Here is a 24,065-nt window from a genome sequence, read left to right as displayed (position 1 = left end):
TTGGAGGTAGAAATGAATTATACTTTATATAGAATCATATATACTCTATTTAATGTAGTGGAATGGGCAATACTAATTGATGTGATTTTATCCTTTATCCCATTAGGTAGAGGTAATGGATTTACCCAATTAATTCATACTATTACAGAGCCACTTTTAGCGCCAGGTAGAAAAATTCAAGAAAAATTAATTCCTGGACTTATGATTGATTTTTCGCCTGTTATTGCGTTGTTAATATTACATTTATTAAGACGAATCCTATTTACTTTAATATTATGATAGATAAAAGAACGTTTATAAGTGGCATAGAATATGAGGATAAAAATAGGATATCAAAGTTATATGATAAAATATTACTTTGTAATAAGACTGGCAAAACTATATATACTAATGAATTTTACCCACCTAATGTATGGAAAAAGTTAGAGGAATTTAAAGCATGTATAGATGTAAATATATACAATAATGGATTCTTTGAAGATTCTGAAAGAAGAGTAATAGCATTTTCATCAGAAGAAGAGTTGTATTATTATCCTGTTGAATTAATAAAAGTAGTAAATAAGTCTGCTTTTAGAGAACTTTCTCATAGGGAATATATGGGAGCTATAATGTCATTAGGCATCAGAAGGGAAAAGTTTGGGGATATAATATTAAAGAAAGATGGTTGTTATTTTCCTATAAATGAAGAGTTGGTGGATTATGTTATTGATAATTTAAAAAATGTAGGAAATTGCCCTTGTAATATAGAAAAGGTTAATATCTATGAAGAAGGACTTCCGCAATATACTTTTGAAAATATTACAGTAATGGCTACTTCTAATAGAATAGATTGTATGATAAGTGCAATTACTAATCTTTCTAGAAATAAAGCGTTAGATTTAATTTTGTCTGGAAAGGTTCTAATAAATTATTTTCCTGTTAAAGATAAAGACAAAATGATAAAAAAGAATTCTATAATTACAGTAAGAGGTTTTGGAAAATTTAAGTTTGTAGAAGAAGTTGGAAATACAGCAAAGGGAAAATTAAAGTTATTATTTAAAAAATTTATTTGATTCGGGGTGTTGGCAATGAGAATAACTGCAATGGATATTACCAGTAAAGAGTTTAAAAAAGGATTCAGAGGATATGACATGGATGAAGTAGACGAATTTTTAGATAAAATTGCAGAAGAATATGAAGCATTATATAAAGAAAATTCATCTTTAAAAGAAAAGTTGAATTCTATTGAAGAAAATTTGAATCATTATTCTAAAATGGAAGAAACAATACAAAATACTCTTCTTCTAGCTCAAAACGCTGCGGATCAATCTAAAAAGGCAGCACAAAAAGAAGCTGAACTTATAATTAGAAATGCTAATGAAACCTCTCAAAAGCTCTTAGATAAAGCTCATGGAGATGTGATAAAAATAAATGATGATTTTGAAAGAACAAAGCATGAATTTGTAATGTTTAAGACTAAATTCAAAACATTTATGCAGTCGCAGTTAGAAATGTTTGAAAATATGGAAAAGGATTTTTTAAAGAATTACAATATTGGTAATGAAATGGTGAATGTGGATTTAAGAGAAAAAGATATAGAAACTCACTATAGTGAAAATGTACCAAAAGACATAGAAAATAGTTTACAATTAGAAGAAAAGAAACCTTCTGTAGAAGAATTCAAGGGTAATAGTTTAGAGGAAATAAAAAACTTTTTTGTAAAGGATTAAAATCTCGCTCATAAGAGTGAGATTTTTTCTATAAGTTAAATCAGTTGTTGAATAAATTATGATTTAGGAAGGTGCATTATGAAGGAGTTAAAGGTTAATATAGATACTATAGGTAATAATAACTATACAATATATATAGATAATAATATTGACAAACTTCATCAAGCATTAGTAGAGCATAAAATAAAGACTAATAGCAATATTTTTTTAATTACCGATGATAAGGTATATTCTTTATATAGAAACTATATAGAAAAGATAAAAGAAAAGTATACTATTAAAGTGTATTATTTTAATAATGGAGAAAGAAGCAAAAATATAAATACAATACAAGGAATATATTCTTTTCTAATAGAGAATAATGCTAATAGAGATAGTGTATTAATAGCTTTGGGTGGAGGAGTTGTAAGTGATATTGTTGGATTTGTAGCTTCTACTTATATGAGAGGAATAAGGTATATAAATGTTCCTACTACATTACTTTCACAAGTAGACAGTTGTATGGGAGGGAAAGTAGGATTTAATTTTAATGGACTGAAGAATGTAATAGGGAATTTCTATAACCCATATTTTGTATATATATCTACTAATTTTCTAAAATCTTTAGATCAAAGACATTTTACAGATGGGTTAGGAGAAATTGTAAAATATGCTTTGATTAAGGACAATTCTTTATTTAATTATCTGAATGAAAACTACAAGGGTATTTTAGAGAAAGAAAATGATAAGATGGCATATATAGTTAGAAATTGCCTAAAACTGAAAAAAGCTATAGTAGAACAGGATTTTAAAGATAGAGGAATAAGACAATTTTTAAATTTTGGGCATACTGTAGGACATGGAATAGAAATGACTTCAGGAGGGAAATTAACTCATGGAGAATGTGTAGCATTAGGAATATTAGTATCTTTAAAATTATCAGAAAAAATATTTGGATTAAAAAAAGAAGTATATATAAAAACAATAGAACTATATAAAAAGATTGGATTGCCTATAAAATACAAAGTTGACAATTACAATTTATTTATGTATGCTATTAATCATGATAAGAAAAATAATGATAAAATAAGATTTATTTTACTACAAAATGTAGAAAAAGGAGTAATAAAAGTAGAAGTAAACAAAGAACAATTATTACAAGGAATAGAAGAAAGTATATCTAAGGGGGAATAATAATGGTAATTGGAATTATTGGAGCTATGATTGAGGAAGTAGAACCACTATTAAATGAATTAAAATTGGATAGAAAACTTGTAAAAGCTGAAATGGAGTTTAATTTAGGTGATTTGTGGGGAAAAAAAGTTGTTATAGTTAAAAGTGGAATAGCAAAAGTTAATGCAGCAATTTGTGCCCAAATATTGATAGATGATTTTAATGTTGATGTAGTTATAAATGTTGGAGTAGCTGGAGGAGTAGGATTGGATGTATATCCTGGAGATGTAGTGATTGCAGATAGTTTAGTTCAACATGATATAGATGCTACTGCATTTGGAGAAAAAAAAGGTCAAATTCCAAGAATGGATACTTTTGATTTTAAATGTGATGAAACATTGGTTTTAAAAGCAAAGAGAGCTTGTGAAAAAATAACTCATTGCAAATGTTTTATAGGAAGAATAGTTACCGGAGATCAATTTATAGCAGATCCAGAAAAAATAAAATGGTTAAATGAGGAATTTAATGCTTTAGCTTGTGAAATGGAAGGTGGAAGTATAGCTCAAGTATGTTATTTAAATTCAGTACCTTTTGTTATTATAAGATCTGCATCAGATAATGCTAACAATGGAGCTCATATGGAATATGAAGAATTTAAGCCTGTGGCGGTAAAGAATTCAGTGAAGATTCTTGAGAACATGTTAAAAACTATGTAGGTGATAATTAATGAAAGATGATTTATTAGTAGACTTAAAAAGTGGAGATAAAATAGAGGTAAAAGTAAAAGATATAGTTATTGGTGGAAAGGAAAAGGTATTTATATCTGGTCCTTGTTCTGTTGAAGACTATGTTACCATGAAGACTATTGCAAAAGAATTGAAGAATGCTGGGGTTCATATGCTAAGGGGAGGTGCTTTTAAGCCTAGAACTTCTCCTTATGATTTTCAAGGACTACAGTATGAAGGATTAAAAATATTAAAAGAAGTTAGTGAAGAGGAAAATATTCCATTTGTAACGGAAATAATGGATACAAGGGATGTAGAAAGATCTTTAGATTATGTAGATATGATACAGATAGGCTCAAGAAATATGTACAATTATAGTTTATTAAAAGAAGTGGGTAAAACAAATAAACCTGTACTTTTAAAAAGAGGAATGAGCGCTACATTGGCTGAATGGTTATATGCTGCAGAATATATTATGGCAGAAGGAAATATGAATGTAGTTTTATGTGAAAGAGGTATTAGAACTTTTGAAAATTATACAAGAAATACTTTAGATTTGAATAGCGTAGCTGTAGCAAAGCAAAAATATAGACTTCCTATAATAGTAGATCCAAGTCATGGAACAGGACTTAGGGAAATTGTATATTCTATGAGTTTAGCAGCAATAGCGGTAGGAGCAGATGGGCTTATGATAGAAAGTCATATTAGTCCTGATAATTCTGTGTCTGATTCAAGAGAAACAATATCTGTGGATAATATGAAAAAAATAATAGATAGAATAAATACAAGAAAGTTATTCTAATTAAGAATTTTTACGTGACCATGATTTTAGAATAATTTAATAGATTAAAGATAAAATAATTATAGTTATTAAAAACCACTTTAAAGAAAGGGGATAACTGTAATTATGGATAAGAAAAACATAGATAGTTTTAAAACAAGACTATTAGAAGAAAGAAAAGATGTAGAGGATATTCTTAAACTTATGAAGAAAAATGAAACTATAGATTCAAATATAACAGATACCGCTGAACTATCTCTATATGATAACCATCCAGCTGATATTGCTTCGGAGCTTTATGCTAAAGAAAGTGGCATGGCACTTAAAGAAAATGAGTTAAACATATTAAATAAGATAGATTCAGCTTTAAAAATGATAGATGAAGGTAAGTATGGAATATGCAAAAATTGCGGTAAGGAAATAAATGAAGATAGACTTAAATTTATTCCTTATGCTGAGTATTGTGTAGATTGTCAAAAAGAGATTAATAGTGCGGTTAATTATGATCGTAATACCAGAGCATTTGCGCCTAAAAATAGGCCTGTTGAGGAAAAGATATTAAGTGACGATTCTTTTGGTTTTGTTAATAATGATTTTGATTATAAAAATAGAGTTGAATTTGATGGTGAAGATAGTTACCAAAGTGTAGCTAGATTTAATAGGCGTGATAATATCTACTATGATGATTATTTTGATGATGAGAATGAAGGATATGTAGAAGAGGTAGAAAAAATAAGTAATCAGCAGTATAAAAATACCTTGATGTAAAAAGATAATTTTTTATATAATGGAGAGTGGGGGGGTTTTATGGAATTAACTATCATTATACTAGGTATAATTTTAGATAGATTAACTAAAATATGGGCTACGAAAGAATTGTCTTCCGGTGAAAATATAGTAATTATAAAAGATTTTTTTCAATTCTCCTATCTAGAAAATAATGGAGCGGCCTTTGGAATTTTTAGAGATAAATCAGTATTCCTTATAACTATCACATTAGTAGTTGTAATAGGAATAATAGTTTATTTATTTAGATATAAACCTCAATCTAAACTTTTAAGAATGAGTTTAGCTTTTGTAATAAGTGGAGCTATTGGAAATCTTATTGATAGAATTCAATATAAATATGTGGTGGATTTTATTTCATTACATTATAAAGATGCATATTATTTTCCAATTTTTAATATAGCGGATATATTAGTCACTTTGGGAACTTTATTATTGGCACTTTTTGTTATAAAGGAAGATGAATATGGAGAAAAAAGAATTTTTAATAAGTAAAGAATTTGAAGGGGTTAGATTGGACATATTTCTCACAGAAAATTTAGAAGGAAAGTCTAGGTCTTATGTGCAAGGAATAATAGGAAAAGAAGAGGTAAAAGTAAATGGAAAAGTTAAAAAGAGCAATTATAAATTAAGAGCTAGAGATATAGTTCATATAAATATTCCAGAAACAGTACCTTTAAATGTTATACCTGAAGACATACCATTAGACATTTTATATGAAGATAAGGATATTATTGTGGTAAACAAACCACAAGGCATGGTAGTCCATCCTGCACCAGGAAATCTAAATGGTACGCTAGTAAATGCTCTTTTAAATCATTGTAAAGATTTATCGGGAATAAATGGGGTTACACGTCCAGGAATAGTACATAGAATTGATAAAGATACATCAGGAGTTTTAGTTGTAGCCAAGAATGATTTAGCACATAATAAATTAGCAGAGCAATTAAAGGATCATTCCATGACTAGAGTCTATGTGGCATTACTAGAAGGAATACTAAAGAAAGATTCTGGAACAGTAGATGCTCAATTAGGTAGACATCCTGTTGAGAGAATAAAAATTGCGGTAGTGAAGCAAGGAAGAAGAGCAGTGACCCATTATAAAGTTTTGAATAGATATCCATGTAATACATTAATTGAATGTAGTTTAGAAACAGGAAGAACTCATCAAATTAGAGTACATATGGCATATATTGGTCATCCATTAGTAGGGGATCCTGTATATGGATATAAAAAGCAAAAATTTAATTTGGAGGGACAAATGCTTCATGCCAAAAAATTAGGCTTTATACATCCGTCTACGGGCAAATATATGGAATTTGACACTAAGTTACCTGATTATTTTAAAAAAATACTTGAAATTTTAGAGAAATAGTTGAAATAATTATAGTAATGTGATATGATGATGAAAATAAATCCTTTAAGTGATCCAGAGAGATCATAAGGCGTGATACATGTAATGAGTTTTAGGCAAATAGTGCGTCTTGATTTTGGATCAGGACGTTTTTTATTTATCCATATTTAATGGATATGAATATTTTGTTTTAATGTAAATTAAATTTGGATAAAGGTGGTGTGTAAATGAAACTAAAAGCTTCAATATTAGATGAAAAAGCAGTAAATAGAGCTTTAGTTAGAATATCTCATGAAATAGTAGAAAAAAATAAAGGTGTAGAGGATATTGTACTTATTGGGGTTAAGAGAAGAGGAGAACCAATAGCAAATAGAATAGCAAAAAATATAGAATCTTTTGAAGGAGTAAAGGTTCCAGTAGGAAGTGTAGATATTACATTATATAGGGATGATTTAACCAAGGAATATGAACAACCACATATAATAAGTGAAAAAATAGATGTAGATGTAAAAGATAAAAATGTTATTATAGTTGATGATGTAATATATACAGGAAGAACTGTAAGAGCAGCTATAGATGCTATATTCCATAATGGTAGACCTAAGATGATACAGCTTGCAGTAATGGTAGACAGAGGACATCGGGAGTTACCTATAAGAGCTGATTATGTAGGAAAAAATATACCTACATCTAAAAGTGAATTAGTTTCTGTGGAAGTAGCTGAAATTGATGGAGAAGATGCTGTAAAGATATTTGAAGTATAAAAACTTTTAAATTAGTCCAGTGAGACTAAAAAGGAGGAAAAATTAATGAAAAATTTTGTAGATGTAAATGAAAAATTACCTATTTTAAAAACTATTCCATTAAGTTTTCAACATTTATTCGCTATGGTAGGAGCTACAATACTAGTTCCAATGTTAACAGGTATGAGTCCATCCATAGCTTTGTTCTGTAGTGGTGTAGGAACACTTCTTTATATTCTATGTACTAAAGCTAAATTACCAGCATATATTGGATCATCTTTTGCATTTATAGGACCTATGACTGTAGCATCAGCAGCTTATGGTGCAAATGCAATGATGTCAGGAGTTATAGCAGCAGGTTTAGTTTATATGATAGTAGCTTTTATAATAAGTATTACAGGCACAGATTGGCTAAATAAATTACTACCTCCAGTAGTAGTAGGATCTGTTGTAATAGTAATAGGTCTTGGATTGGCAGGAGTTGCTATAAATTGGGCAGGATTAAATAGTGCATTTACAGTACCTTCTATGGAACATGTGCCTAGGTTGGCATGGATAGCAGTATCCATGATAACATTGGGAATAGGAATATTTGGAACTATGTATTTTAAAGGATTTCTAGGAGTAATTCCAATTCTTATAGCAATGATTACTGGTTATGTATCAGCCTTAGCTTTAGGCGTTATATCACAAGAAAGCTTAAATAGGATTATGGAAGCCAAATTATTTCAACTACCACCTTTTATGGCACCGAAATTTAATATAAATGCTATGATACTTATGGCACCTGTAGCCTTTGTAACCTTAGCAGAACATATAGGGCATGTTTATGTAACAAATAATGTAGTAGGAAAAGACTTTACAAAAGATCCAGGTCTTCATAGATCTATATTAGGAGATGGTGTAGCAACTATATGTGCAGGTTTTATAGGTGGTCCTCCAAACACTACTTATGGAGAAAACGTAGGTGTTATGGCTATAACTAAAGTGTATAGTGTATGGGTAATAGGTGTAGCAGCAGTAATTGCTATAATACTATCATTCATTGGTCCAGTAGCAGCTATAATTGAAACAATGCCTATGCCAGTAATGGGTGGAGTAAGTATATTATTATTTGGAATAATAGCATCTTCAGGATTTAGAGTATTTGTGGAAGATAAAGTAGACTTTAGTAAAAAAAGAAATTTGGTAATAGCTTCAGTAATAATAGTATTAGGAATAGGTGGAGCAGCTATTAAATTTCAATTTAATGGTTCAGAGGTAGAAATAGCAGGAGTTGCACTAGCTACATTAGTTGGAATAATACTTAATTTAGTACTTCCAGCAAAAAGTAGAACAGAAGATGATGAATCCCCAAATAGTAGTGATAATGAAGCAAATGTTAAAAAGGCAATTTAATAAACTGTACTAGTTTTTACAATATGGAACATAAATAAGGAGCAGACTTTTCTATTGTCTCCACGAATAAAACCCACGACAAATGTGAACTGCTCCCTGTCAAGTAGACAGTGGAAATAATTAAAAATGTGTAGCGTCAATCATTTAGCGATTGGCGCTATATTTATGCCGCGGGCTTGGACAGATAATTGCGATACTCTAATGGAGTCATGCAATTTAAGCGTTTCTGATAACGGTTATTGTTGTAGTAGTGGATATACTCTTCTATGGCAGACTTTAGACTCTCATAATCAGGAAACTTTTGAAGATGATACATTTCTGATTTCAAAATTCCCCAAAACCCTTCCATTGGTCCATTATCAATACAACGTCCTACACGAGACATGTTCTGAACCATTCCAGCTTGATCAAGTTTCTTTTTGAATATCTTATTGGTATACTGAAAGCCACAATCACTATGGAAAATTGGTTTTGCATTTGGATGATTTTTAGTAGCTATATCAAATGTTTTAAACACAAGTTCATTGTTATTTGACTTGCCAATCACATAAGAAACAATGCTCTTGTCTCCAAGATCTAAAATAGCACTTAGATACGCTTTCTTGCCATCACCATATTTGAATTCAGTAACATCTGTTAGCCATTTTTCATGAATGTCATTCGCATTGAACTCCCTATTTAATATGTTTTGAGCTGTAATCTCTGGAGTAGATTTGATATATTTTTTTCTCTTTCTACGGCATATAGATTTCAAACCTATGCTACGCATAATGCGGTATATTCTTTTAGGATTAACAATTATATTATGTTCATGACGAATTTTAATCGTTACCTGGCGGTAGCCAAGTATACCATTTCTTTCTTCATATGCTTCAGTAATAAGCTTTAAGAAATGTTCATTTTGTATTTCTCTCTGACTCTTTTCTCGGCGAAGCCATTTATAGTATGCTGAACGACTAATACGCAAAATTTCACAAAGTATCGATATTGGATATTTTTTTCAGAATGTAGTGTTTTAATAGCAATATATTTACTCTCATTTTTAACAGGACTTAATATCGCCACCCTTCGGTTTCTTCTAACTTTTTTAATAGTTCATTTTCCATTTCTAAACGTTTGTTTTTAGCTTCTAATAGTTTCATCTCTGTTTTAAGTTTCTCAATCTCAGATAATTGATCTTTTGACTTGCGTTTCCCTCTGCAATCAATAAGTCCATCAACACCCAATTCTTCGAATTTTAGAACCCAATTTCGAACTTGCTGATATGAAACCTCATATTTTCTACCTGTCACAGTATAATTCTTATTATTTTCTATGCAATACTCCACAATCGTAATTCTTTCATCTAAAGTTGTAACTCGTCCTTTAGTCATGATTTGATTTCCCCCAGATCCTGATGATTTAATCTCTTCATGACTATTATACTTGATAATCCAGTTTTGAAGTTGACGCTTTGAACACAATCCATATTTGAGGCTAATATCTCTCAAAGAACCATTTCCCGCTAAATATTCTTCAACAGCTTCAATTTTAAGTTCTTTAGGATAAGAGGTATTTTTTCTTTTAGTTAATAATCCGGCTTCGCCTCGTGCATTATAAAGTCTAATCCACATTGCAACGGTACTCGGATTAACAGATAATTCATCACTTATTTTAGTAACACTTTTCTCTCCATTTAAATAGTCTTTAACAGCTGCTACTTTTACTTCAAATAATATCTTAGGTTTTCTTACCATAATATAAAACTCCCCTTCAGTAAACAGTTATATTATTTCAACTGTCTCCTATAAGGGGAGCATATCAAGATGTCGTGGGTTTTTTAGTATATTAATTTATATTAGAATTACTAAAAGTATGTGATAGAATATATAGTTAACAGATGCATAATAAATTTATATATTTAATGAAACTAATTAAACTATAAAGTATAGATTATCAATGGAGGGAAAATGAAAAAAATATATATAGATATATATGAAGATATAAAGATTGTAGCAGTATCTCATTGTGTAACTGGTATGCGATTTGTATTGAAGGATACAACTTTAAGACCATATAGTACATTGTGTTTTTTATAGAAAATGCCTAATAAAACATAAAATAATGAAGAATAGATAGTGAAAGTTTAAAAATCTTTCTTATGTATTCTTTCTTACTTTTTTTATTATATAAATATTGTATAATATAGGTAATGGCCTATTGGAATTATATTATTTAGGGGACTAGATATGAATAGAAAAGTATATTTCCTGTCTAATATAGAAAAAGAAAGTTGGGAAAAGTTTTTTTATTTTATAAATAGAGAAGATAATTTTAAAGTATATTTGCTATTGAGGACAGATGTGACAAAGGATGGAATAGTAAATGATTTTAGCAAATTATTTAAAGTTAATATTAGAAATTGGGAAGGTATGAAAAATAGTATAGAAATAAATGGAGAATGTAATGTGTGAGAATGGGGGAGTTATGAAAAAATTAATTATAAAGTATAGATGGTTGATAGTTATAGTAGCGTTAGTTATTTTTTATTTTACAATTTCAGGATGCAGGTTAACAGTAGAAAGCGCCATAAAAGTAGGATTACCAAGTTTGAAACAATATTATAAAGAATTAAAGATTGATAGAGTTAAAGACTATTCTTGGGGAAAGTATGTAATGGCAGAAACAAACAGTGGAAAGGGATATGGAATTTTTAAAGTAGAGAAAAAACTAGGAGGCCTTTTATGGATCAGTGGCAGAAGTAGCGGAGACATTCAGGAAGAGGTTATAAAATCACCTTTCTCGGTTTGTGATAATAGGGAACTTATAGGAGTAAAAGTAAAGGATGATAATATAAAATATATGGCTGCAGCTTATTTAAATCTAGATTCAAAGAAAAATGAAGACAAAAAATATAATTATGATTATTTTAAAAGCAAACAAAATATTTATAAGACTACAGAAGTGGAAAATGGATGGGCTGTTTTTACATTAAAAGAAAATGATAAATTATTTGATACATTTAGAGCATTTGGAGAAGATGGAAAAATTATTGCTTACAGCGATGAATCGGATAATGGATTATATATCAATAATGGCAAAGTAAGTGGTATTACTACCAATCAGCATATAACAGGAAATGTAGATAATAATGGAAAAATAACTTTAGAAATAAGCATAAGCTATATAAATAGGGAAAGTGATAAAAAGGATATTAAAGACAAGTATTATATGGAGCCAAATGGTAATTTCACTATAACTAATTTAAGGATTAAAGAGTTATCTTAAGGATTAAAAGTGAAAGAAAATTATAGTGGTGTAAATATACAGGGAACTATAAAAGAACATGAAAACATTAGATTTATTGTAGAAGGTAATACTAGATTATGTGGTTTTGGGTGGAATAGAAAGCAAGGAGAAAGGTTTGAAATTAATATTCCTTTTTATGATAGAAACATTTCGAAGTATCCATTAGAAAATTTTAATTTTACTATGAACTTACCATGTAATTCAAAAAATATAACAAATAATAAAATAAGGGTAGAAGTTTTAAATAAGAGAGAAGTGATAGAAAAAGAATTATACATAAGTGATAAAGAAAGTATACCTTTTATATACTATAGAACTAATAATTTTAAAGATATTAAAAAAGGAAATATTAAGTTTGAGTTTTATGCCCTAGGGAAAAATGAAATAGAGGAAAATAAAAAATATATAGAGTTTTTAATAGTTGCTGTAGTATTATTGGTTTTAAGCAATATATATTTATTTAGTAAAATTAAAGGGGGAAAATCATAATGACACAATTAATATCAATATGCGCTATAATAGACCCAGTTGTTACTATAATGGCTAAAATGGCGTTTGTATTTTTTGCATATAAAGGAATGCAAGCTATGAATGTTTATATAAGTAAAAATAATAAGTAATTTATTAGTGTTAACTGATTAATTTTATAAACTAAATTATTTAAAATTAAGAAAAAGGTGATAAAATGAGGATTTATTCATGGAATGTAAATGGTTTAAGAGCTATAGCTAAAAAAAATTTTTTTAATTGGATTGAAGAAGAAAAGCCGGACATACTTTGTATCCAAGAAACTAAACTGCAAAATGAACAATTAGAAGAAAATTTAAAAAATATAGATGGATATTATTCTTATTTTAGTTTTGCGGAAAAAAAAGGATATAGTGGAGTGGCTACTTATACCAAAATAAAACCTAAAATAATAGAACATGAAATTCATATAGATAAATTTAATAATGAAGGAAGAATAGTTTTAACAGAATATGATAAATTTACACTTTTGAATATATATTTTCCCAATGGACAAATGAATGAGGAAAGATTAAATTATAAATTAGAATTTTATGATGCTATCTTAGAATATTGTAATGATATGGTAACACAAGGTAAAAAATTAATAATTTGTGGTGATTATAATACTGCACACAAAGAAATTGACTTGAAAAATCCTAAAACAAATGAGAAAACTTCCGGATTTTTACCTATAGAGAGAGCTTGGATTGATAAATTCATAGAAAATGGATATATAGATATATTTAGAAAATTATATCCTGATAAGGTAGAGTATTCTTGGTGGAGTTACAAATTTAAAGCTAGAGAACGAAATGCAGGATGGAGAATAGATTATTTTTTTGTATCAGACAATTTATTACAAGAAATTGAAGATGCACGAATCCTTACTGATGTATATGGTTCTGATCATTGTCCTATAGAATTAATAATGAAAGATTAGGATTTTTAAGAATTAATTGTTATAATTACCTCTAATTTTATATTATATTTAAGTGCATTTCTGTACAAACTTATAATACACAAATAAAAAACAGCTAGAAAAAATAAAGAGTTTAATAAGGAGGTAATCTTATGGCATACGGAAGTTCAAACAGAGTATTAATACCAGAAGCTAGACAGGGATTAAATCAATTTAAAATGGAAGTAGCAAATGAATTAGGATTATCAAATTATGATACTATAGACAAAGGAAACTTAACTTCAAGACAAAATGGTTCTGTAGGTGGAGAAATGGTAAGAAGAATGGTAGAAGCCTACGAAAGAAATTTATAATTAAATAGAAAAAAGGGTTAGCAGCTTGCTAGCCCTTTTACATTAATTAATAAAAAATTAAGTAAGTCTTTTTAAATTAGGTTTTTCAGGAGTTATATAAATAGTTTTATTTGTATAATATATTACCATTCCAGGCTTAGCACCATTAGGTTTATGAACATTTTTTATTTCAGTATAGTCTACAGCAACTTTGGAAGAGTCTTTTCCTTTGCTATAATAAGCAGCTAAATTAGCTCCTTCTTCTAAAGTTTTGTCTGAAAAGTTTTTTGTGGTTTTTATAATAACATGAGAACCTGGTATATCTTTTGTATGCATCCATATATCATGATTATTAGAGAATTTTAAAGTTAGATAATCATTTTGTATATTATTTTTTCCTACATATATATCTACACCTTCTGAAGATATAAAGTGCATTGGCTTACTTTCTTTTTGTTTTTTCTTTAAAATTTTTTTAAATTTAATATAACCTGTTTCCATAAGTTCATTTTTTATGTCTTCAATACCTTTGTAATCTTCCACATTTTTAATACTAGTAAATACAGATTGAAGATAGTTGATTTCATCTTTTGTAGCTTCAATTTGATAAGTGGAAGCTTCTTCAGACTTCTTTAATTTAGTATATTTTTTAAAATAAATTTGAATATTTTGAGCAGGGGTTTTATTAGGATCAAGAGGTATTTCAATGTATTCTTCAACTCCACTATAATAATTTAATACCTTTGCTTTTTCTTGTCCTTGCTTTATACTATATATATTAGCTGTAAGTAATTCTCCATAAGTTTTATATTTTTCTTTTTTGTCACATTTTTTTAGAGTATCTTCTAAAATTTCGATTTTTTTATAACATCTATCTAAATTATTATTTATAAGTTTTAGAAGGTTAGCGCTCTTACTTGTTAATCTGTCTTCTTTGTCTTTGTCATAATAATATTTGTCTAATAATTCAGAAGGAGATAAATACTTCTGAAAACTACAGTTTTCTAAATTAGTAAGTTTAAGACAATAAAAGTCTTTATAAATATTATCCTGTAAATATGAAGCAAAGAAAAAGTTTTTATTCTTTATATTTGAAAATATGTTTTCTAGTTCTTTATGAATTAACTTTAAATCATTAATATCTATATTTAAAATTGAAATCCTATAAAAAATTTCCCTTGAGAACTGTGTACTTATACCAGTAAAAACTTTAGAAGAAAAATTTTTATCAAACTTAATATTTTTATTGCTGACGAATGATGCTAAATCTTCGTATGTATAATTTAAAGGATTTAATTTTTGAGAAGCTGGAGGAAATACATAAGGTATACCTGGGTATAAGCATCTAAAGCTATTCATGTCTGATGTGACATGTTTAATGCTATCCATAATTATGTTATCTCTTTCTCTCACTAAAGTAATATTACTATGTCTACCCATTATTTCTATTACTAATGAATATATACTGTTAAATCCTAATTCATCTTTAGTTTGAAAATCTAAGAATAATATTCTATCTGTATCTAATTGTCTTACGTTAACTATCTTAGAATTGTTTAGATGTTTTCTGAGTAACATGCAAAACATTGGTGGAGAAATTGGATTTAATTTTGAAGTTTTTATAATATGTATTCTAGGGTATACAGCACTTGCACTAAGAAGCAATTTATAACTATTTCTATCCTTTTTTATAGAAATAATAAGTTCATCTTTTTCAGGCTGATTTATTTTCTCTACCTTTCCATTTAAAATTAAATTTTTTAGTTCTTCAGTTATACTATATAAAAAAATACCATCTAAGGCCAAAATCATCATCCTTTCAATAGGGTATTAGTAGAAAGTTTCTGCATATTTATTAAAATATTTTCCCAGAAATTATTCACTATTATTGTATTATATAGTATAACATTATAAAAATTTAAAATAAAGATATATTTATTATTGATATTGTTTGTTTAAAGTAGTAAACTAATTCTGATATTTTTTTAGGAGGGAAAAATTATGTATTTTACTAAAATGCAAGGTAATGGGAACGATTTTATAGTTGTAGAAGATTTTAATAATTTATATTTAGGGAAAGAAAAGGAACTAGGAATAAAACTTTGTAATAGGCATTTTGGTATAGGTGGAGATGGAATCCTTTTAGTAAGGAATAGTGATATAGCTGCCGTAAAGATGATAATAATTAATGCTGACGGATCTTATGCTTCTATGTGTGGAAATGGTATAAGATGTTTTGCAAAGTATGTTTATGAAAAAGGTATAGCAAAAGAGGAAAAAATTAAAATAGAGACAGGAGATGGGGTAAAGGAAGCTTTTTTAGAAGTAGAAGATACTATAGTAAAAAATATTACTATAAATATGGGTATACCCTCCTTTCATCCAATAGATATACCATGTAATTCAACAGAAGAAGTAATGGAAAAATCCATAGAAATAGGTAATAAAAAATATAAAATAACTTCTATGCTTATGGGTGTACCACATACAGTTATATTTGGTAATTTAGATGATTTTGATATATTGGAAGGAAGTGCTATAGAAAAATATGAAATATTTCCACAGGGAACTAATGTTAATTTCTGTGAAGTAATAAATAAAGAAAAAATAAGAGTAAAAACTTGGGAAAGAGGAGCTGGAGCTACCCTTGCTTGTGGTACAGGAAGTTGTGCTAGTGTAATAGCTGCTAATAAAATTAATCTCATAAATTCTAAAGCTGAAGTAGAATTGCCAGGAGGAGTACTATATATAGAAATTACCGATGCTGGAATATTAATGACAGGACCTGCAGAAATTGTATTTACAGGGAATATAGATATATGATATGAGTTTTATAAAAAGAACCTTATTAATTTTATTTAATGTGTTTATAATGATAATTTCCTCCTCCTGCAGCAAAAAAGAAAACAATTTTATAGATAAAAACAGAATTGTTATACCTAATTATCCTTATACTATGGTTGGTGAAACAAAGGGAGAAAAAATTAATTTATATAGAATTAATAAAGAAATTAAAGAAAAGGTTGGAGAACTAGAATATATGTCTGATTTAATATATGATAGAAAGAACTCTGTTTATGCATATTTAGTTCATGACAATAAGGAGTTAAAGAAAAATAATATAAAGCTAATTAGCAATAAAGGAGAAACTATAATTAGTAATTTTTATTTTGCTAAAGATTTACAATTATCAAGCAATGGAAAAAGAATAGCTTATAGAAGTTTTAAAAATGAATCTTTAGATAGTGCAGAGGGATTATCTTTATACAATATAGAAGAAAATAAAAAAATAAATATTAAAAGCCAAGTTCTGGTTTCTGGAAATTTATATGAATGGATTGATGATGATAATATAATTTATTATGGAGTTAAAGATAATATTAGTGCTATATTTAAATATAATGTAAATAATGATAAAGAAGAAACATATATGGAAAATATAAGGGGATACTGTATGTATTTCAAGTCTTTTGAAGAAGGAATTTTAATTCTTTCTAGAACTAAGGATGATGATAATTTATCCTTTTATAGAAAGAAAGATAATAGAATAATAAACATAAGTAATAATATAGAAAATATATATAAAGGAACTTATGATAAGAAAAATAAAAAAATGTATATAATAGCTTCTGAAGTAAACACTGATATGGTAGCGCTATATAAAATAGATTTAGAGACCTTTTCAATGGATAGAATTAATTATGATTTTCCTAAGTTTGTAGATAAAAATGGAGGGTTGCAAATAGACTCTGATGGATTAGTATATTATTGCGGAATAGATAATATAAATGAAAATATAGAACATAAGAATGAAATTTTTATGTATAATCCACAAGATGGATCTAATAATCTTATATCAATAAATCCTTCTAAGTATAAAATAATTGGAAGTAAACAAGAGTAAAAACCTATTTTTGTTCTTTAGAGACTTAAGTCATATAAGAACAAAAATGGGTTTTTTATATAAAGATTAATAGAAGTGTTTATAAAGTAAGTATATGGATATAATTCGAATAAATGGATAAAGAGGGAGGTGAATTTAAAATGGAATATGATAAAAATAAAATGGATTTAAATAATATGAAAATTAATTATGAGGCTATAAAATATATTCCTTTAAACATAGCAAGAAAGTATAAAGTTATTCCTTTCAATATAGTAAACAATAAACTTTGTTTGTTTACAACTAATAACTTTAATAATTCTATAAAGGAAGAACTGAAATTCATAGCTTCAATGGAAATAGACACCTATGAAATTGAAAAAGACATTATGAATTTTTACATAGATAGATTTTACAGTAAGGAAGAGAAAAATAAGCTATTAAATAATCTAATAAAAGAAGAAAAAGAAATTAAGGACTATCATAGAAAGTTTAATGTTGATTTAAATAAGGAACCTATAGTAAAAATTACAGATTATATATTAAATGTAGCAATATTAAGAAGGGCTAGTGATATACATATAGAACCTTTAAAAAATGAAGTTATTATTAGAATAAGAATAGATGGAATTTTATATAAAACTGAAAGTATACCAGTAGATATTTATAAACAAATAATTAGCAGGTTAAAATTGTTATCTAATATGAATAGTACAGAAAAAAGAATACCTCAAGATGGAAAGTTTCAATATAATTATAATAATAAAAATTATGATTTAAGAGTAGCTACTTTACCAACAATTAATGGAGAAAAAGTTGCTATAAGAATATTGTATAGACAAGATGAGTGTACCAAACTAGAATCTTTAGGATTTGATGAAAAAGGGGTAAAGTATATAAAAAAAATGCTAAATTGTTCTAAAGGTATGATACTTATAACAGGACCTACTGGCAGCGGAAAAACTACTACTTTGTATGCTATGTTAAATGAATTAGATATAAAACATAGAAATGTGATTACTATTGAAGATCCAGTAGAGTATGCTATTGATGGGATAAGTCAAGTAAATGTAAATAATAAAATAGGACTAACTTTTTCAAAAGGATTAAAAAATATTATAAGACAAGACCCAGATGTAATTATGATTGGAGAAATTAGAGATGAGGAGACTGCAGAGATAGCTGTTAGAGCAGCAATAACAGGACATTTAGTATTAGCAACACTTCATACAAAAGATTCCTTTTCTTCTATACTCAGACTTATGGATATGGGTTTGCCTAAATATTTAATTGCAGATGCCGTTACTTCAGTAATAGCCCAAAGATTGGTTAGGAAAATATGTCCTTATTGCAATAATAGAATGTTGTATAAACAAAATAAAGGATGTATAAAATGTAGTAATAGCGGTTATTATGGAAGAACGATAATTTATGAGCTAATGGAGATAGATAGAAATTGCAGAAATATAATAACAAAAGATTATACTGTTGAAAAACTAAGAGATTACAATATAGAAAAAGGTATGACACTGTTAAAAGATTATGGACTAAAGTTAGTTGAAAAAGGTATAACGTCTTTAGAGGAATTAGAGAAGTTGTAATATATAAGAGAGGAGGAAGTAAGATATATATTTATATAAAGCAGCAAATATAAAAGGAGAAAAAATAAAAGGTGTATATACAGAAGGGAATATAGAAGACTTAAGAGAAAAACTTAGAACTAAAGGATTTTTAATTATTAGTATAAAACCCATAAGTAATTTAAGAAAATCTTTAATGAAAAAAAAGTTATCTTATAAGGAATTATTTCTGTTCTGTAATGAACTATCAATTTTGCTTCATTCAGGCATAAGCTTACCACAATCAATAAACCTCCTAAAACAATGTTTTATTAATTTAACTGTTAAAGGTAATCTAGAAAATATTAAAAACAGATTATTTTCAGGAGAAAGCTTATATTCTAGCATAAATAAATATAATTATATGTTTCCTAGATTATTAATAGAGATGATAGGAATAGGGGAGGAAAGTGGTGAATTACCAAAAGTATTAAGTAAAATATCATATTATTATAAGTCTCAAGAAAAAATAAAGAAAGAACTAAGAAAATCCCTTTCATATCCAATTATAATTTCTATTATATCCTTTGTTATAATAATTTTTCTTTTGTTTAGTATTATTCCTAAGTTTATAAATTTACTACAAGATTTCAAAAGTGAAACTCCCCATTTTTCCAGAACAATATTTAATATAGTTAATTTTACAAACGAATATATTATGAAGATTATAGCTTTTATTATAATTATAATTTCAATAGGTATTTATTTGTTAAAAAATAGTAATATAACAGAAAAATTATACAATGTAATAGCTCAGTTACCTTATGTAGGGATTATATATATGAAATTACAAAAGTCAAGATTATTTATGGCTATAGGAATTATGATGAGTTCAGGTATGAATATTGTAAGTGCTTTAGAAAAATCAAGTATTGTAATTAAAGATAAAAAAACCGTGGACAAAATTATGAGTATTAAAGATTTAGTAAGTAAAGGCAATAGCTTGCATAGAGCTTTTAGTATAACAGGATTATTTAGTGAAAGAGTTATAGCTATTATAAATATCGGTGAGGAGAGAGGAAATTTAGAAGAAATATTTATTAGATTGTCAGAAAGATATGAAACAGAAGCGTTAGATAATATTAGTGAATTAGTAAAATTTGTTGAGCCAAGTATAATTATAGTAGTTTCTATAGTAGTAGGGATTATCATAGTATCTATATTGCTTCCTATGCTTAATATAATGGATTCTTTGATTATATAAAATTTAAGTATCTTTAAGTATCTTATGGAGGATAAAATATGAAAAGTTTTAAGAAAGGTTTTACCATAATAGAACTGTTAATAGTAATGTCTATTATTTTTGTTCTAATGGGGTTATTAGTACCTAGATTTAAAGGATATAGGATGAAAGCAGAAAATTTAAAAATAGAAAACTATGCAAGGCAGATATATACTGCAACAATGGCTAGTTATTCAGAAATGGATGGTAAATTTGTAAAGGAAAATATTGAAGATAATATTATAAATTTAATAAATATTACAGGGAATAAAAAAGAAAGTGGTGAAGACCATATTAATGTAACAGCAGATGAAAAGTCTGCCACCATTACTTTTACTATTAAAAATAATAATTATGAAGTTAATATAGATGAAGATGGATATTCCTTAAAGAATAGTAACGGGAGTATATGATGGAAATATCTATGAAGAAAATATATATAAATAATTTATATATTAAAAAAGGATTTACTGTTATAGAAACATTATTTGTTATAACTCTCATATCTATAGCTTCAACTTTTATAGCTATAAATATTAAAGGAATAAAAAATATTACTAACAATATGGATTCCACATTATGTGATAAATCAATAATAAATTTTATAAATAATGGTAAGCAGTATTGTAGAACAAAAAGTACAGGAGGAAGAATTTATTTTTCATTAAGAGAAAATAGCATTATTTTTTATGCTAACGCTAAAACAGTAGATAAATATAGGTTACCAAGAGATTTTAAATTTACTTATGTAAATGCTAGTAGAGGAGAGCTGAAAATTAATGCAAATGGAATGACTAATGATGCATGTACAGTAATCTATAAAGATAGAAAGGGGAATTTTCATGAAATCACTATATGTGTTGGAACTGCCCATGTACAAATCAAGTAAAAGTGCATTCACTTTAATAGAAGTATTATGTAGTATTTCTTTATTTTCTATAATGTTGGTAACTTCTACGGCTATTATTTTAAACTCTTTTAAATTAAAACTTTATAATGAAGAATTAAAAGAGTATGCATATTTTTTAGAAGGATTAAAAAATGTAATATTATATGATTTAGATGATGATGATTTTTTATATTTAAATAATAAAAGTAAAGTTTTTATAAATGAAAACAATATGAAATTAGAAAAATTAAAGAAAGGAAATTTAAAAAATACATTAGATGAAAATATTTCAGGAGAAATTTATACTTGTATAAATATAAAAAAGATAAAAAATAAAGATAAATATTATAAAATAAATATTAATTTGAAATTAACAGAGGATGAGGATATCAGATCACAGTTTATTAAAAAGTGGGAATTAAATAAGGATAAAGAAGTATGAAGAAAGGATTTACTTTAATAGAAGTACTTATGAGTATAAGTATAATATCTATAGTTTCTTTAATTCTATTTAAAAACTTAGTTGTATATTTAACTTTATATAATAAAGAAAGTAATATAGCTATGGAAGAATTTTATGTTAATGAAGCTTTAATATTTATAGAGCAACAAATAAATGAAGCTAATTCAGTTCAAGTGTTAGGAGATGCTAATAACAATGAACTAAAGATTAATTATGAAGATAAGAGCAATTACATAAAAATAAAAAATGGTAAATTAGTTATTGCCTATTTTAAAAGTGACTCTGGATATATTAATAATATAATGTTGGAGTTAGAAGATTTTTTAGTAGAAAAATCAGGTAACCTAGTATTTGTAAAGATAATAACTAAACATGGAAAGGAATATGAAAGATGTTTTGGAATAAGAGAAGAAAAGGATATATTATTATCTATACTTTGTTAATTAGTAGTATTTGCTTAGTTATATCAACTTATTTGTTTACAGTGGAGCAGATGAAACTTAAAAATAATAAATTACTCATAAATTCTATAATAAGAACTAAATAACAATAGATATGTATTGGAGGGAAGTTATTGTTTAAAAAGAATAGTGTTATAGAAATAGATAACAAATATGTATATTTAAATAACATCCATAAAAATACAAAGAAAGATTTAGAGAGAAAGATTATTGGAAATATAAATTTTACTAAAAGTTTAGAAATAAGTTTAGAAAAAAGAAAAGTACATTTAATTTTAGATGGTAAAAAAATTTTTGTAAAATTAATAACTATACCTAAAGTTAGAAAATCATATATAGATAAAATAGTGAGAAAAGAAGTAGAATATTATTTTAAAGAAATAGACAATCTTATATATTCATATAGAATCAATAAGGAAGAAAAAGAACTTATAGAAATATTAGTATTTTGCCTTAATTGGAGAGAAATTGACATATTAAAAAATATAAAATGTAAAGATAATATCATAAAAGGGGTATGGTTAATACAATTTTGTATTTTGGAATATTTTAAAAAAAGTTTTACTGATGAGAGATTCATATTAACATTTATATATAATGATAATTTATATTTTATAGCCTGTAATAATGACAATTTAATTAGTAATAATATCATAAATGATTTTAACGAAGATAATTTTTTCAGCAATTTAAAAGAATTTATAAAAGAATGTAATGAAGAAATTAATGAAGGAGAATTTAAAGTCATATATTTTGTTAATTTTAAAAACAAAAAAATTTTGGAAACATGTTCATCTACTTATAATTGCAAAGATTTGGGCACTTTAAGCAGAGATGATATTGTAAAAAAGTTTATAACTATGAGGTGATTTGTTTATGAATAAATTAAATTTTATGCCTTATAGGTATTTAGAGGAAAATTATAAAAAGAGAAAAAGCTTAATTTGTATATCATCTATAGTAAATATAATATTAATAATAATTTTATTTTGGATATTTATTTTTAATACAACAAAACTAAATAATTTACAAAAAGAAGAGCATATTGTAAAAGAAAAAATAGAAGAGATAGTTTCAAAAGAAAAAAATAAAAACAATAAGTTACAAAAGCAAAATAAAATTATATCAGAAATTACAAGCAATATAAATACGTTTCGAAATTTGAAAATTGAAAATGATATTTTATGGATAGAAGGTAATTATAGTGACAGTAATAGTTATAAGGATATAGTTATATTTTTAGAAAAAGAATATGGGTTGAAAATTATAACTTTGCAATCCCCAATTAAAAAAGAGGAAGATTATATTTATAGAGTAGGTGTTTCAATAAATGGAAAATAAAAATTATTTATTGCTATTATCAATTTCCATAGTATTTTTAATTATAAGTGTTTTGGCTAATCATAATGTTTATGCTAAGTTAAAAAAACAGAAATATATAGACAATGAAATAAAGATAGCATATGATAGCTTATTTCAAAAACAAGTGAAAAAATGTACTTATAGTGATATTATAAGATTAGTAGAAGAAAATAAGAATTTTAGTATAATAAATATAAATAAGGAAAAAAATAATGATATAAAAGTAGAACTAAAATTTAGAGGAAATTTAAATACATGTATAAACTTTATAAAACGTATAAAAGAAAAAGTTGAATTTAAAGAAATTATATATTTGACAATAGAAAAGGATGACCAGGATATTAAAGGAACTTTTAAATTTTCTTTAAAAGAAAACTAGACAGTGCAGTATCAACTATAGTACTAATATAAAAAGGGAGAGTATTGGGAAGAGTAGCTATGGACTAACAATTAATGATAAAAACAGGTT

The 24,065-nt window shown here is 26.6% G+C and carries 32 protein-coding genes and 1 pseudogene; 30 read left to right on the top strand and 3 right to left on the bottom strand.

The window, feature by feature from the left end:
- Nucleotides 1-12: 12 nt before the first annotated feature.
- From J2Z24_RS07805 to uraA, 11 genes are all read left to right on the top strand, one after another.
- Nucleotides 13-279: a YggT family protein gene (locus J2Z24_RS07805; RefSeq protein ID WP_035144930.1), complete on the top strand. Its 267-nt coding sequence runs from the start codon at nucleotides 13-15 to the stop codon at nucleotides 277-279.
- The gene (locus J2Z24_RS07800) at nucleotides 276-1,052 is read left to right on the top strand and encodes a YlmH family RNA-binding protein (RefSeq protein WP_051593117.1); all 777 of its coding nucleotides are present in this window, start codon (nucleotides 276-278) and stop codon (nucleotides 1,050-1,052) included. Before J2Z24_RS07805 ends, J2Z24_RS07800 begins: the two co-directional genes overlap by 4 nt.
- Before the next feature lie 15 nt (nucleotides 1,053-1,067).
- Nucleotides 1,068-1,709: a DivIVA domain-containing protein gene (locus J2Z24_RS07795; RefSeq protein WP_035144931.1), complete on the top strand. Its 642-nt coding sequence runs from the start codon at nucleotides 1,068-1,070 to the stop codon at nucleotides 1,707-1,709.
- Nucleotides 1,710-1,787: 78 nt separating this feature from the next.
- Nucleotides 1,788-2,882 (top strand): 3-dehydroquinate synthase, encoded by a 1,095-nt coding sequence (gene aroB / locus J2Z24_RS07790; RefSeq protein ID WP_035144932.1) that lies wholly within the window; start codon nucleotides 1,788-1,790, stop codon nucleotides 2,880-2,882.
- Between the two features lie 2 nt (nucleotides 2,883-2,884).
- Nucleotides 2,885-3,577, top strand: a complete 693-nt coding sequence (locus J2Z24_RS07785) for a 5'-methylthioadenosine/adenosylhomocysteine nucleosidase (RefSeq protein WP_035144933.1) — start codon at nucleotides 2,885-2,887, stop codon at nucleotides 3,575-3,577.
- Nucleotides 3,578-3,587: 10 nt separating this feature from the next.
- Nucleotides 3,588-4,388 carry a 3-deoxy-7-phosphoheptulonate synthase gene (aroF, locus tag J2Z24_RS07780; RefSeq protein WP_035144935.1) on the top strand — a complete coding sequence of 267 codons (801 nt, stop codon included), beginning with the start codon at nucleotides 3,588-3,590 and terminating at the stop codon, nucleotides 4,386-4,388.
- Between the two features lie 105 nt (nucleotides 4,389-4,493).
- Nucleotides 4,494-5,135 carry a TraR/DksA C4-type zinc finger protein gene (locus J2Z24_RS07775; protein WP_035144937.1) on the top strand — a complete coding sequence of 214 codons (642 nt, stop codon included), beginning with the start codon at nucleotides 4,494-4,496 and terminating at the stop codon, nucleotides 5,133-5,135.
- A gap of 39 nt (nucleotides 5,136-5,174) precedes the next feature.
- Complete coding sequence (gene lspA / locus J2Z24_RS07770; protein WP_035144940.1) at nucleotides 5,175-5,648, top strand: signal peptidase II; 474 nt, start codon at nucleotides 5,175-5,177, stop codon at nucleotides 5,646-5,648.
- Entirely contained in the window at nucleotides 5,620-6,528 is a 909-nt protein-coding gene (locus tag J2Z24_RS07765; RefSeq protein WP_035144942.1) for an RluA family pseudouridine synthase, read from the top strand. Before lspA ends, J2Z24_RS07765 begins: the two co-directional genes overlap by 29 nt.
- 206 nt (nucleotides 6,529-6,734) lie before the next feature.
- Nucleotides 6,735-7,271, top strand: coding sequence for a bifunctional pyr operon transcriptional regulator/uracil phosphoribosyltransferase PyrR (gene pyrR, locus J2Z24_RS07760; protein WP_035144945.1), 537 nt, complete (start codon nucleotides 6,735-6,737; stop codon nucleotides 7,269-7,271).
- A gap of 45 nt (nucleotides 7,272-7,316) precedes the next feature.
- Nucleotides 7,317-8,648, top strand: coding sequence for a uracil permease (gene uraA / locus J2Z24_RS07755; protein ID WP_035144948.1), 1,332 nt, complete (start codon nucleotides 7,317-7,319; stop codon nucleotides 8,646-8,648).
- Between the two features lie 163 nt (nucleotides 8,649-8,811).
- Here the strand turns inward: uraA and J2Z24_RS07750 are convergent, their stop codons facing one another.
- Nucleotides 8,812-9,636 carry an IS3 family transposase gene (locus J2Z24_RS07750; RefSeq protein ID WP_111947471.1) on the bottom strand — a complete coding sequence of 275 codons (825 nt, stop codon included), beginning with the start codon at nucleotides 9,634-9,636 and terminating at the stop codon, nucleotides 8,812-8,814.
- Between the two features lie 64 nt (nucleotides 9,637-9,700).
- Complete coding sequence (locus J2Z24_RS07745) at nucleotides 9,701-10,384, bottom strand: helix-turn-helix domain-containing protein (protein ID WP_035144951.1); 684 nt, start codon at nucleotides 10,382-10,384, stop codon at nucleotides 9,701-9,703.
- Between the two features lie 213 nt (nucleotides 10,385-10,597).
- On the opposite strand from J2Z24_RS07745, the gene J2Z24_RS21615 reads away from it, so the two are divergent.
- The 7 genes from J2Z24_RS21615 to J2Z24_RS07720 all read left to right on the top strand — a co-directional run bounded on the left by J2Z24_RS21615 (nucleotide 10,598) and on the right by J2Z24_RS07720 (nucleotide 13,718).
- Entirely contained in the window at nucleotides 10,598-10,726 is a 129-nt protein-coding gene (locus J2Z24_RS21615; protein ID WP_276512154.1) for a hypothetical protein, read from the top strand.
- A 150-nt stretch (nucleotides 10,727-10,876) separates the two neighbouring features.
- Nucleotides 10,877-11,101, top strand: a complete 225-nt coding sequence (locus tag J2Z24_RS07740; RefSeq protein ID WP_035144953.1) for a hypothetical protein — start codon at nucleotides 10,877-10,879, stop codon at nucleotides 11,099-11,101.
- Between the two features lie 13 nt (nucleotides 11,102-11,114).
- Entirely contained in the window at nucleotides 11,115-11,915 is an 801-nt protein-coding gene (locus J2Z24_RS07735; RefSeq protein WP_146750577.1) for a hypothetical protein, read from the top strand.
- Nucleotides 11,916-11,924: 9 nt separating this feature from the next.
- Entirely contained in the window at nucleotides 11,925-12,425 is a 501-nt protein-coding gene (locus tag J2Z24_RS07730; protein WP_035144958.1) for a hypothetical protein, read from the top strand.
- Nucleotides 12,425-12,556 carry a hypothetical protein gene (locus tag J2Z24_RS21610; protein ID WP_276512153.1) on the top strand — a complete coding sequence of 44 codons (132 nt, stop codon included), beginning with the start codon at nucleotides 12,425-12,427 and terminating at the stop codon, nucleotides 12,554-12,556. Before J2Z24_RS07730 ends, J2Z24_RS21610 begins: the two co-directional genes overlap by 1 nt.
- A 65-nt stretch (nucleotides 12,557-12,621) precedes the next feature.
- Nucleotides 12,622-13,386: an exodeoxyribonuclease III gene (locus tag J2Z24_RS07725; protein WP_035144959.1), complete on the top strand. Its 765-nt coding sequence runs from the start codon at nucleotides 12,622-12,624 to the stop codon at nucleotides 13,384-13,386.
- Nucleotides 13,387-13,517: 131 nt separating this feature from the next.
- A complete protein-coding gene (locus J2Z24_RS07720) occupies nucleotides 13,518-13,718 on the top strand; it encodes an alpha/beta-type small acid-soluble spore protein (protein WP_035144960.1) in 201 nt (66 codons plus the stop codon).
- Between the two features lie 57 nt (nucleotides 13,719-13,775).
- On the opposite strand, the gene J2Z24_RS07715 is transcribed toward J2Z24_RS07720, so the two are convergent.
- Nucleotides 13,776-15,503: an Rqc2 family fibronectin-binding protein gene (locus tag J2Z24_RS07715; protein WP_035144961.1), complete on the bottom strand. Its 1,728-nt coding sequence runs from the start codon at nucleotides 15,501-15,503 to the stop codon at nucleotides 13,776-13,778.
- 195 nt (nucleotides 15,504-15,698) lie between these two features.
- Between J2Z24_RS07715 and dapF the strand changes: the two genes are divergently transcribed.
- The 12 genes and pseudogenes from dapF (at nucleotide 15,699) to J2Z24_RS07660 (ending at nucleotide 23,975) form a co-directional block, all read left to right on the top strand.
- A complete protein-coding gene (gene dapF, locus J2Z24_RS07710; RefSeq protein WP_035144963.1) occupies nucleotides 15,699-16,520 on the top strand; it encodes a diaminopimelate epimerase in 822 nt (273 codons plus the stop codon).
- A 1-nt stretch (nucleotide 16,521) separates the two neighbouring features.
- Nucleotides 16,522-17,601 carry a hypothetical protein gene (locus J2Z24_RS07705; RefSeq protein WP_035144965.1) on the top strand — a complete coding sequence of 360 codons (1,080 nt, stop codon included), beginning with the start codon at nucleotides 16,522-16,524 and terminating at the stop codon, nucleotides 17,599-17,601.
- Nucleotides 17,602-17,741: 140 nt separating this feature from the next.
- Entirely contained in the window at nucleotides 17,742-19,181 is a 1,440-nt protein-coding gene (locus tag J2Z24_RS07700) for a GspE/PulE family protein (RefSeq protein ID WP_162175670.1), read from the top strand.
- A 25-nt stretch (nucleotides 19,182-19,206) separates the two neighbouring features.
- A pseudogene (locus J2Z24_RS22005) lies at nucleotides 19,207-19,317 on the top strand (hypothetical protein); the annotation flags it as partial.
- Between the two features lie 39 nt (nucleotides 19,318-19,356).
- On the top strand, nucleotides 19,357-20,403 hold the full coding sequence (locus tag J2Z24_RS07695) for a type II secretion system F family protein (protein WP_035144968.1): 1,047 nt from the start codon (nucleotides 19,357-19,359) through the stop codon (nucleotides 20,401-20,403).
- A 38-nt stretch (nucleotides 20,404-20,441) separates the two neighbouring features.
- Entirely contained in the window at nucleotides 20,442-20,834 is a 393-nt protein-coding gene (locus J2Z24_RS07690) for a type II secretion system protein (RefSeq protein WP_035144969.1), read from the top strand.
- Between the two features lie 11 nt (nucleotides 20,835-20,845).
- Nucleotides 20,846-21,310: a type II secretion system protein gene (locus tag J2Z24_RS07685; protein WP_035144986.1), complete on the top strand. Its 465-nt coding sequence runs from the start codon at nucleotides 20,846-20,848 to the stop codon at nucleotides 21,308-21,310.
- A complete protein-coding gene (locus J2Z24_RS07680; protein ID WP_085058973.1) occupies nucleotides 21,264-21,752 on the top strand; it encodes a type II secretion system protein in 489 nt (162 codons plus the stop codon). The genes J2Z24_RS07685 and J2Z24_RS07680 overlap by 47 nt, the downstream gene beginning before the upstream one ends.
- A complete protein-coding gene (locus J2Z24_RS07675) occupies nucleotides 21,749-22,216 on the top strand; it encodes a prepilin-type N-terminal cleavage/methylation domain-containing protein (protein ID WP_035148693.1) in 468 nt (155 codons plus the stop codon). Before J2Z24_RS07680 ends, J2Z24_RS07675 begins: the two co-directional genes overlap by 4 nt.
- A 131-nt stretch (nucleotides 22,217-22,347) precedes the next feature.
- Complete coding sequence (locus J2Z24_RS07670) at nucleotides 22,348-23,103, top strand: hypothetical protein (RefSeq protein WP_035148692.1); 756 nt, start codon at nucleotides 22,348-22,350, stop codon at nucleotides 23,101-23,103.
- A 7-nt stretch (nucleotides 23,104-23,110) separates the two neighbouring features.
- Entirely contained in the window at nucleotides 23,111-23,575 is a 465-nt protein-coding gene (locus tag J2Z24_RS07665) for a hypothetical protein (protein WP_035148691.1), read from the top strand.
- Entirely contained in the window at nucleotides 23,565-23,975 is a 411-nt protein-coding gene (locus J2Z24_RS07660) for a hypothetical protein (RefSeq protein WP_035148690.1), read from the top strand. Before J2Z24_RS07665 ends, J2Z24_RS07660 begins: the two co-directional genes overlap by 11 nt.
- Nucleotides 23,976-24,065: the final 90 nt, after the last annotated feature.

Origin of the sequence: Clostridium tetanomorphum (genome assembly GCF_017873215.1) — a bacterium.
Classification (GTDB): Bacteria; Bacillota; Clostridia; order Clostridiales; family Clostridiaceae; genus Clostridium_AO; species Clostridium_AO tetanomorphum.
Note: the sequence above shows the minus strand (reverse complement) of the source record. Positions and strands in the feature narration are given on the sequence as shown.

Bases quoted from the DNA above. Each gene is read 5' to 3' on its own strand.
- J2Z24_RS07805 (WP_035144930.1), top strand. From the start codon at position 13: ATGAATTATACTTTATATAGAATCATATATACTCTATTTAATGTAGTG.
- J2Z24_RS07800 (WP_051593117.1), top strand. From the start codon at position 276: ATGATAGATAAAAGAACGTTTATAAGTGGCATAGAATATGAGGATAAA.
- J2Z24_RS07795 (WP_035144931.1), top strand. From the start codon at position 1,068: ATGAGAATAACTGCAATGGATATTACCAGTAAAGAGTTTAAAAAAGGA.
- aroB (WP_035144932.1), top strand. From the start codon at position 1,788: ATGAAGGAGTTAAAGGTTAATATAGATACTATAGGTAATAATAACTAT.
- J2Z24_RS07785 (WP_035144933.1), top strand. From the start codon at position 2,885: ATGGTAATTGGAATTATTGGAGCTATGATTGAGGAAGTAGAACCACTA.
- aroF (WP_035144935.1), top strand. From the start codon at position 3,588: ATGAAAGATGATTTATTAGTAGACTTAAAAAGTGGAGATAAAATAGAG.
- J2Z24_RS07775 (WP_035144937.1), top strand. From the start codon at position 4,494: ATGGATAAGAAAAACATAGATAGTTTTAAAACAAGACTATTAGAAGAA.
- lspA (WP_035144940.1), top strand. From the start codon at position 5,175: ATGGAATTAACTATCATTATACTAGGTATAATTTTAGATAGATTAACT.
- J2Z24_RS07765 (WP_035144942.1), top strand. From the start codon at position 5,620: ATGGAGAAAAAAGAATTTTTAATAAGTAAAGAATTTGAAGGGGTTAGA.
- pyrR (WP_035144945.1), top strand. From the start codon at position 6,735: ATGAAACTAAAAGCTTCAATATTAGATGAAAAAGCAGTAAATAGAGCT.
- uraA (WP_035144948.1), top strand. From the start codon at position 7,317: ATGAAAAATTTTGTAGATGTAAATGAAAAATTACCTATTTTAAAAACT.
- J2Z24_RS07745 (WP_035144951.1), bottom strand. From the start codon at position 10,384: ATGGTAAGAAAACCTAAGATATTATTTGAAGTAAAAGTAGCAGCTGTT.
- J2Z24_RS21615 (WP_276512154.1), top strand. From the start codon at position 10,598: ATGAAAAAAATATATATAGATATATATGAAGATATAAAGATTGTAGCA.
- J2Z24_RS07740 (WP_035144953.1), top strand. From the start codon at position 10,877: ATGAATAGAAAAGTATATTTCCTGTCTAATATAGAAAAAGAAAGTTGG.
- J2Z24_RS07735 (WP_146750577.1), top strand. From the start codon at position 11,115: ATGAAAAAATTAATTATAAAGTATAGATGGTTGATAGTTATAGTAGCG.
- J2Z24_RS21610 (WP_276512153.1), top strand. From the start codon at position 12,425: ATGACACAATTAATATCAATATGCGCTATAATAGACCCAGTTGTTACT.
- J2Z24_RS07725 (WP_035144959.1), top strand. From the start codon at position 12,622: ATGAGGATTTATTCATGGAATGTAAATGGTTTAAGAGCTATAGCTAAA.
- J2Z24_RS07720 (WP_035144960.1), top strand. From the start codon at position 13,518: ATGGCATACGGAAGTTCAAACAGAGTATTAATACCAGAAGCTAGACAG.
- dapF (WP_035144963.1), top strand. From the start codon at position 15,699: ATGTATTTTACTAAAATGCAAGGTAATGGGAACGATTTTATAGTTGTA.
- J2Z24_RS07705 (WP_035144965.1), top strand. From the start codon at position 16,522: ATGAGTTTTATAAAAAGAACCTTATTAATTTTATTTAATGTGTTTATA.
- J2Z24_RS07700 (WP_162175670.1), top strand. From the start codon at position 17,742: ATGGAATATGATAAAAATAAAATGGATTTAAATAATATGAAAATTAAT.
- J2Z24_RS07695 (WP_035144968.1), top strand. From the start codon at position 19,357: ATGAAAAAAAAGTTATCTTATAAGGAATTATTTCTGTTCTGTAATGAA.
- J2Z24_RS07690 (WP_035144969.1), top strand. From the start codon at position 20,442: ATGAAAAGTTTTAAGAAAGGTTTTACCATAATAGAACTGTTAATAGTA.
- J2Z24_RS07685 (WP_035144986.1), top strand. From the start codon at position 20,846: ATGAAGAAAATATATATAAATAATTTATATATTAAAAAAGGATTTACT.
- J2Z24_RS07680 (WP_085058973.1), top strand. From the start codon at position 21,264: ATGAAATCACTATATGTGTTGGAACTGCCCATGTACAAATCAAGTAAA.
- J2Z24_RS07675 (WP_035148693.1), top strand. From the start codon at position 21,749: ATGAAGAAAGGATTTACTTTAATAGAAGTACTTATGAGTATAAGTATA.
- J2Z24_RS07665 (WP_035148691.1), top strand. From the start codon at position 23,111: ATGAATAAATTAAATTTTATGCCTTATAGGTATTTAGAGGAAAATTAT.
- J2Z24_RS07660 (WP_035148690.1), top strand. From the start codon at position 23,565: ATGGAAAATAAAAATTATTTATTGCTATTATCAATTTCCATAGTATTT.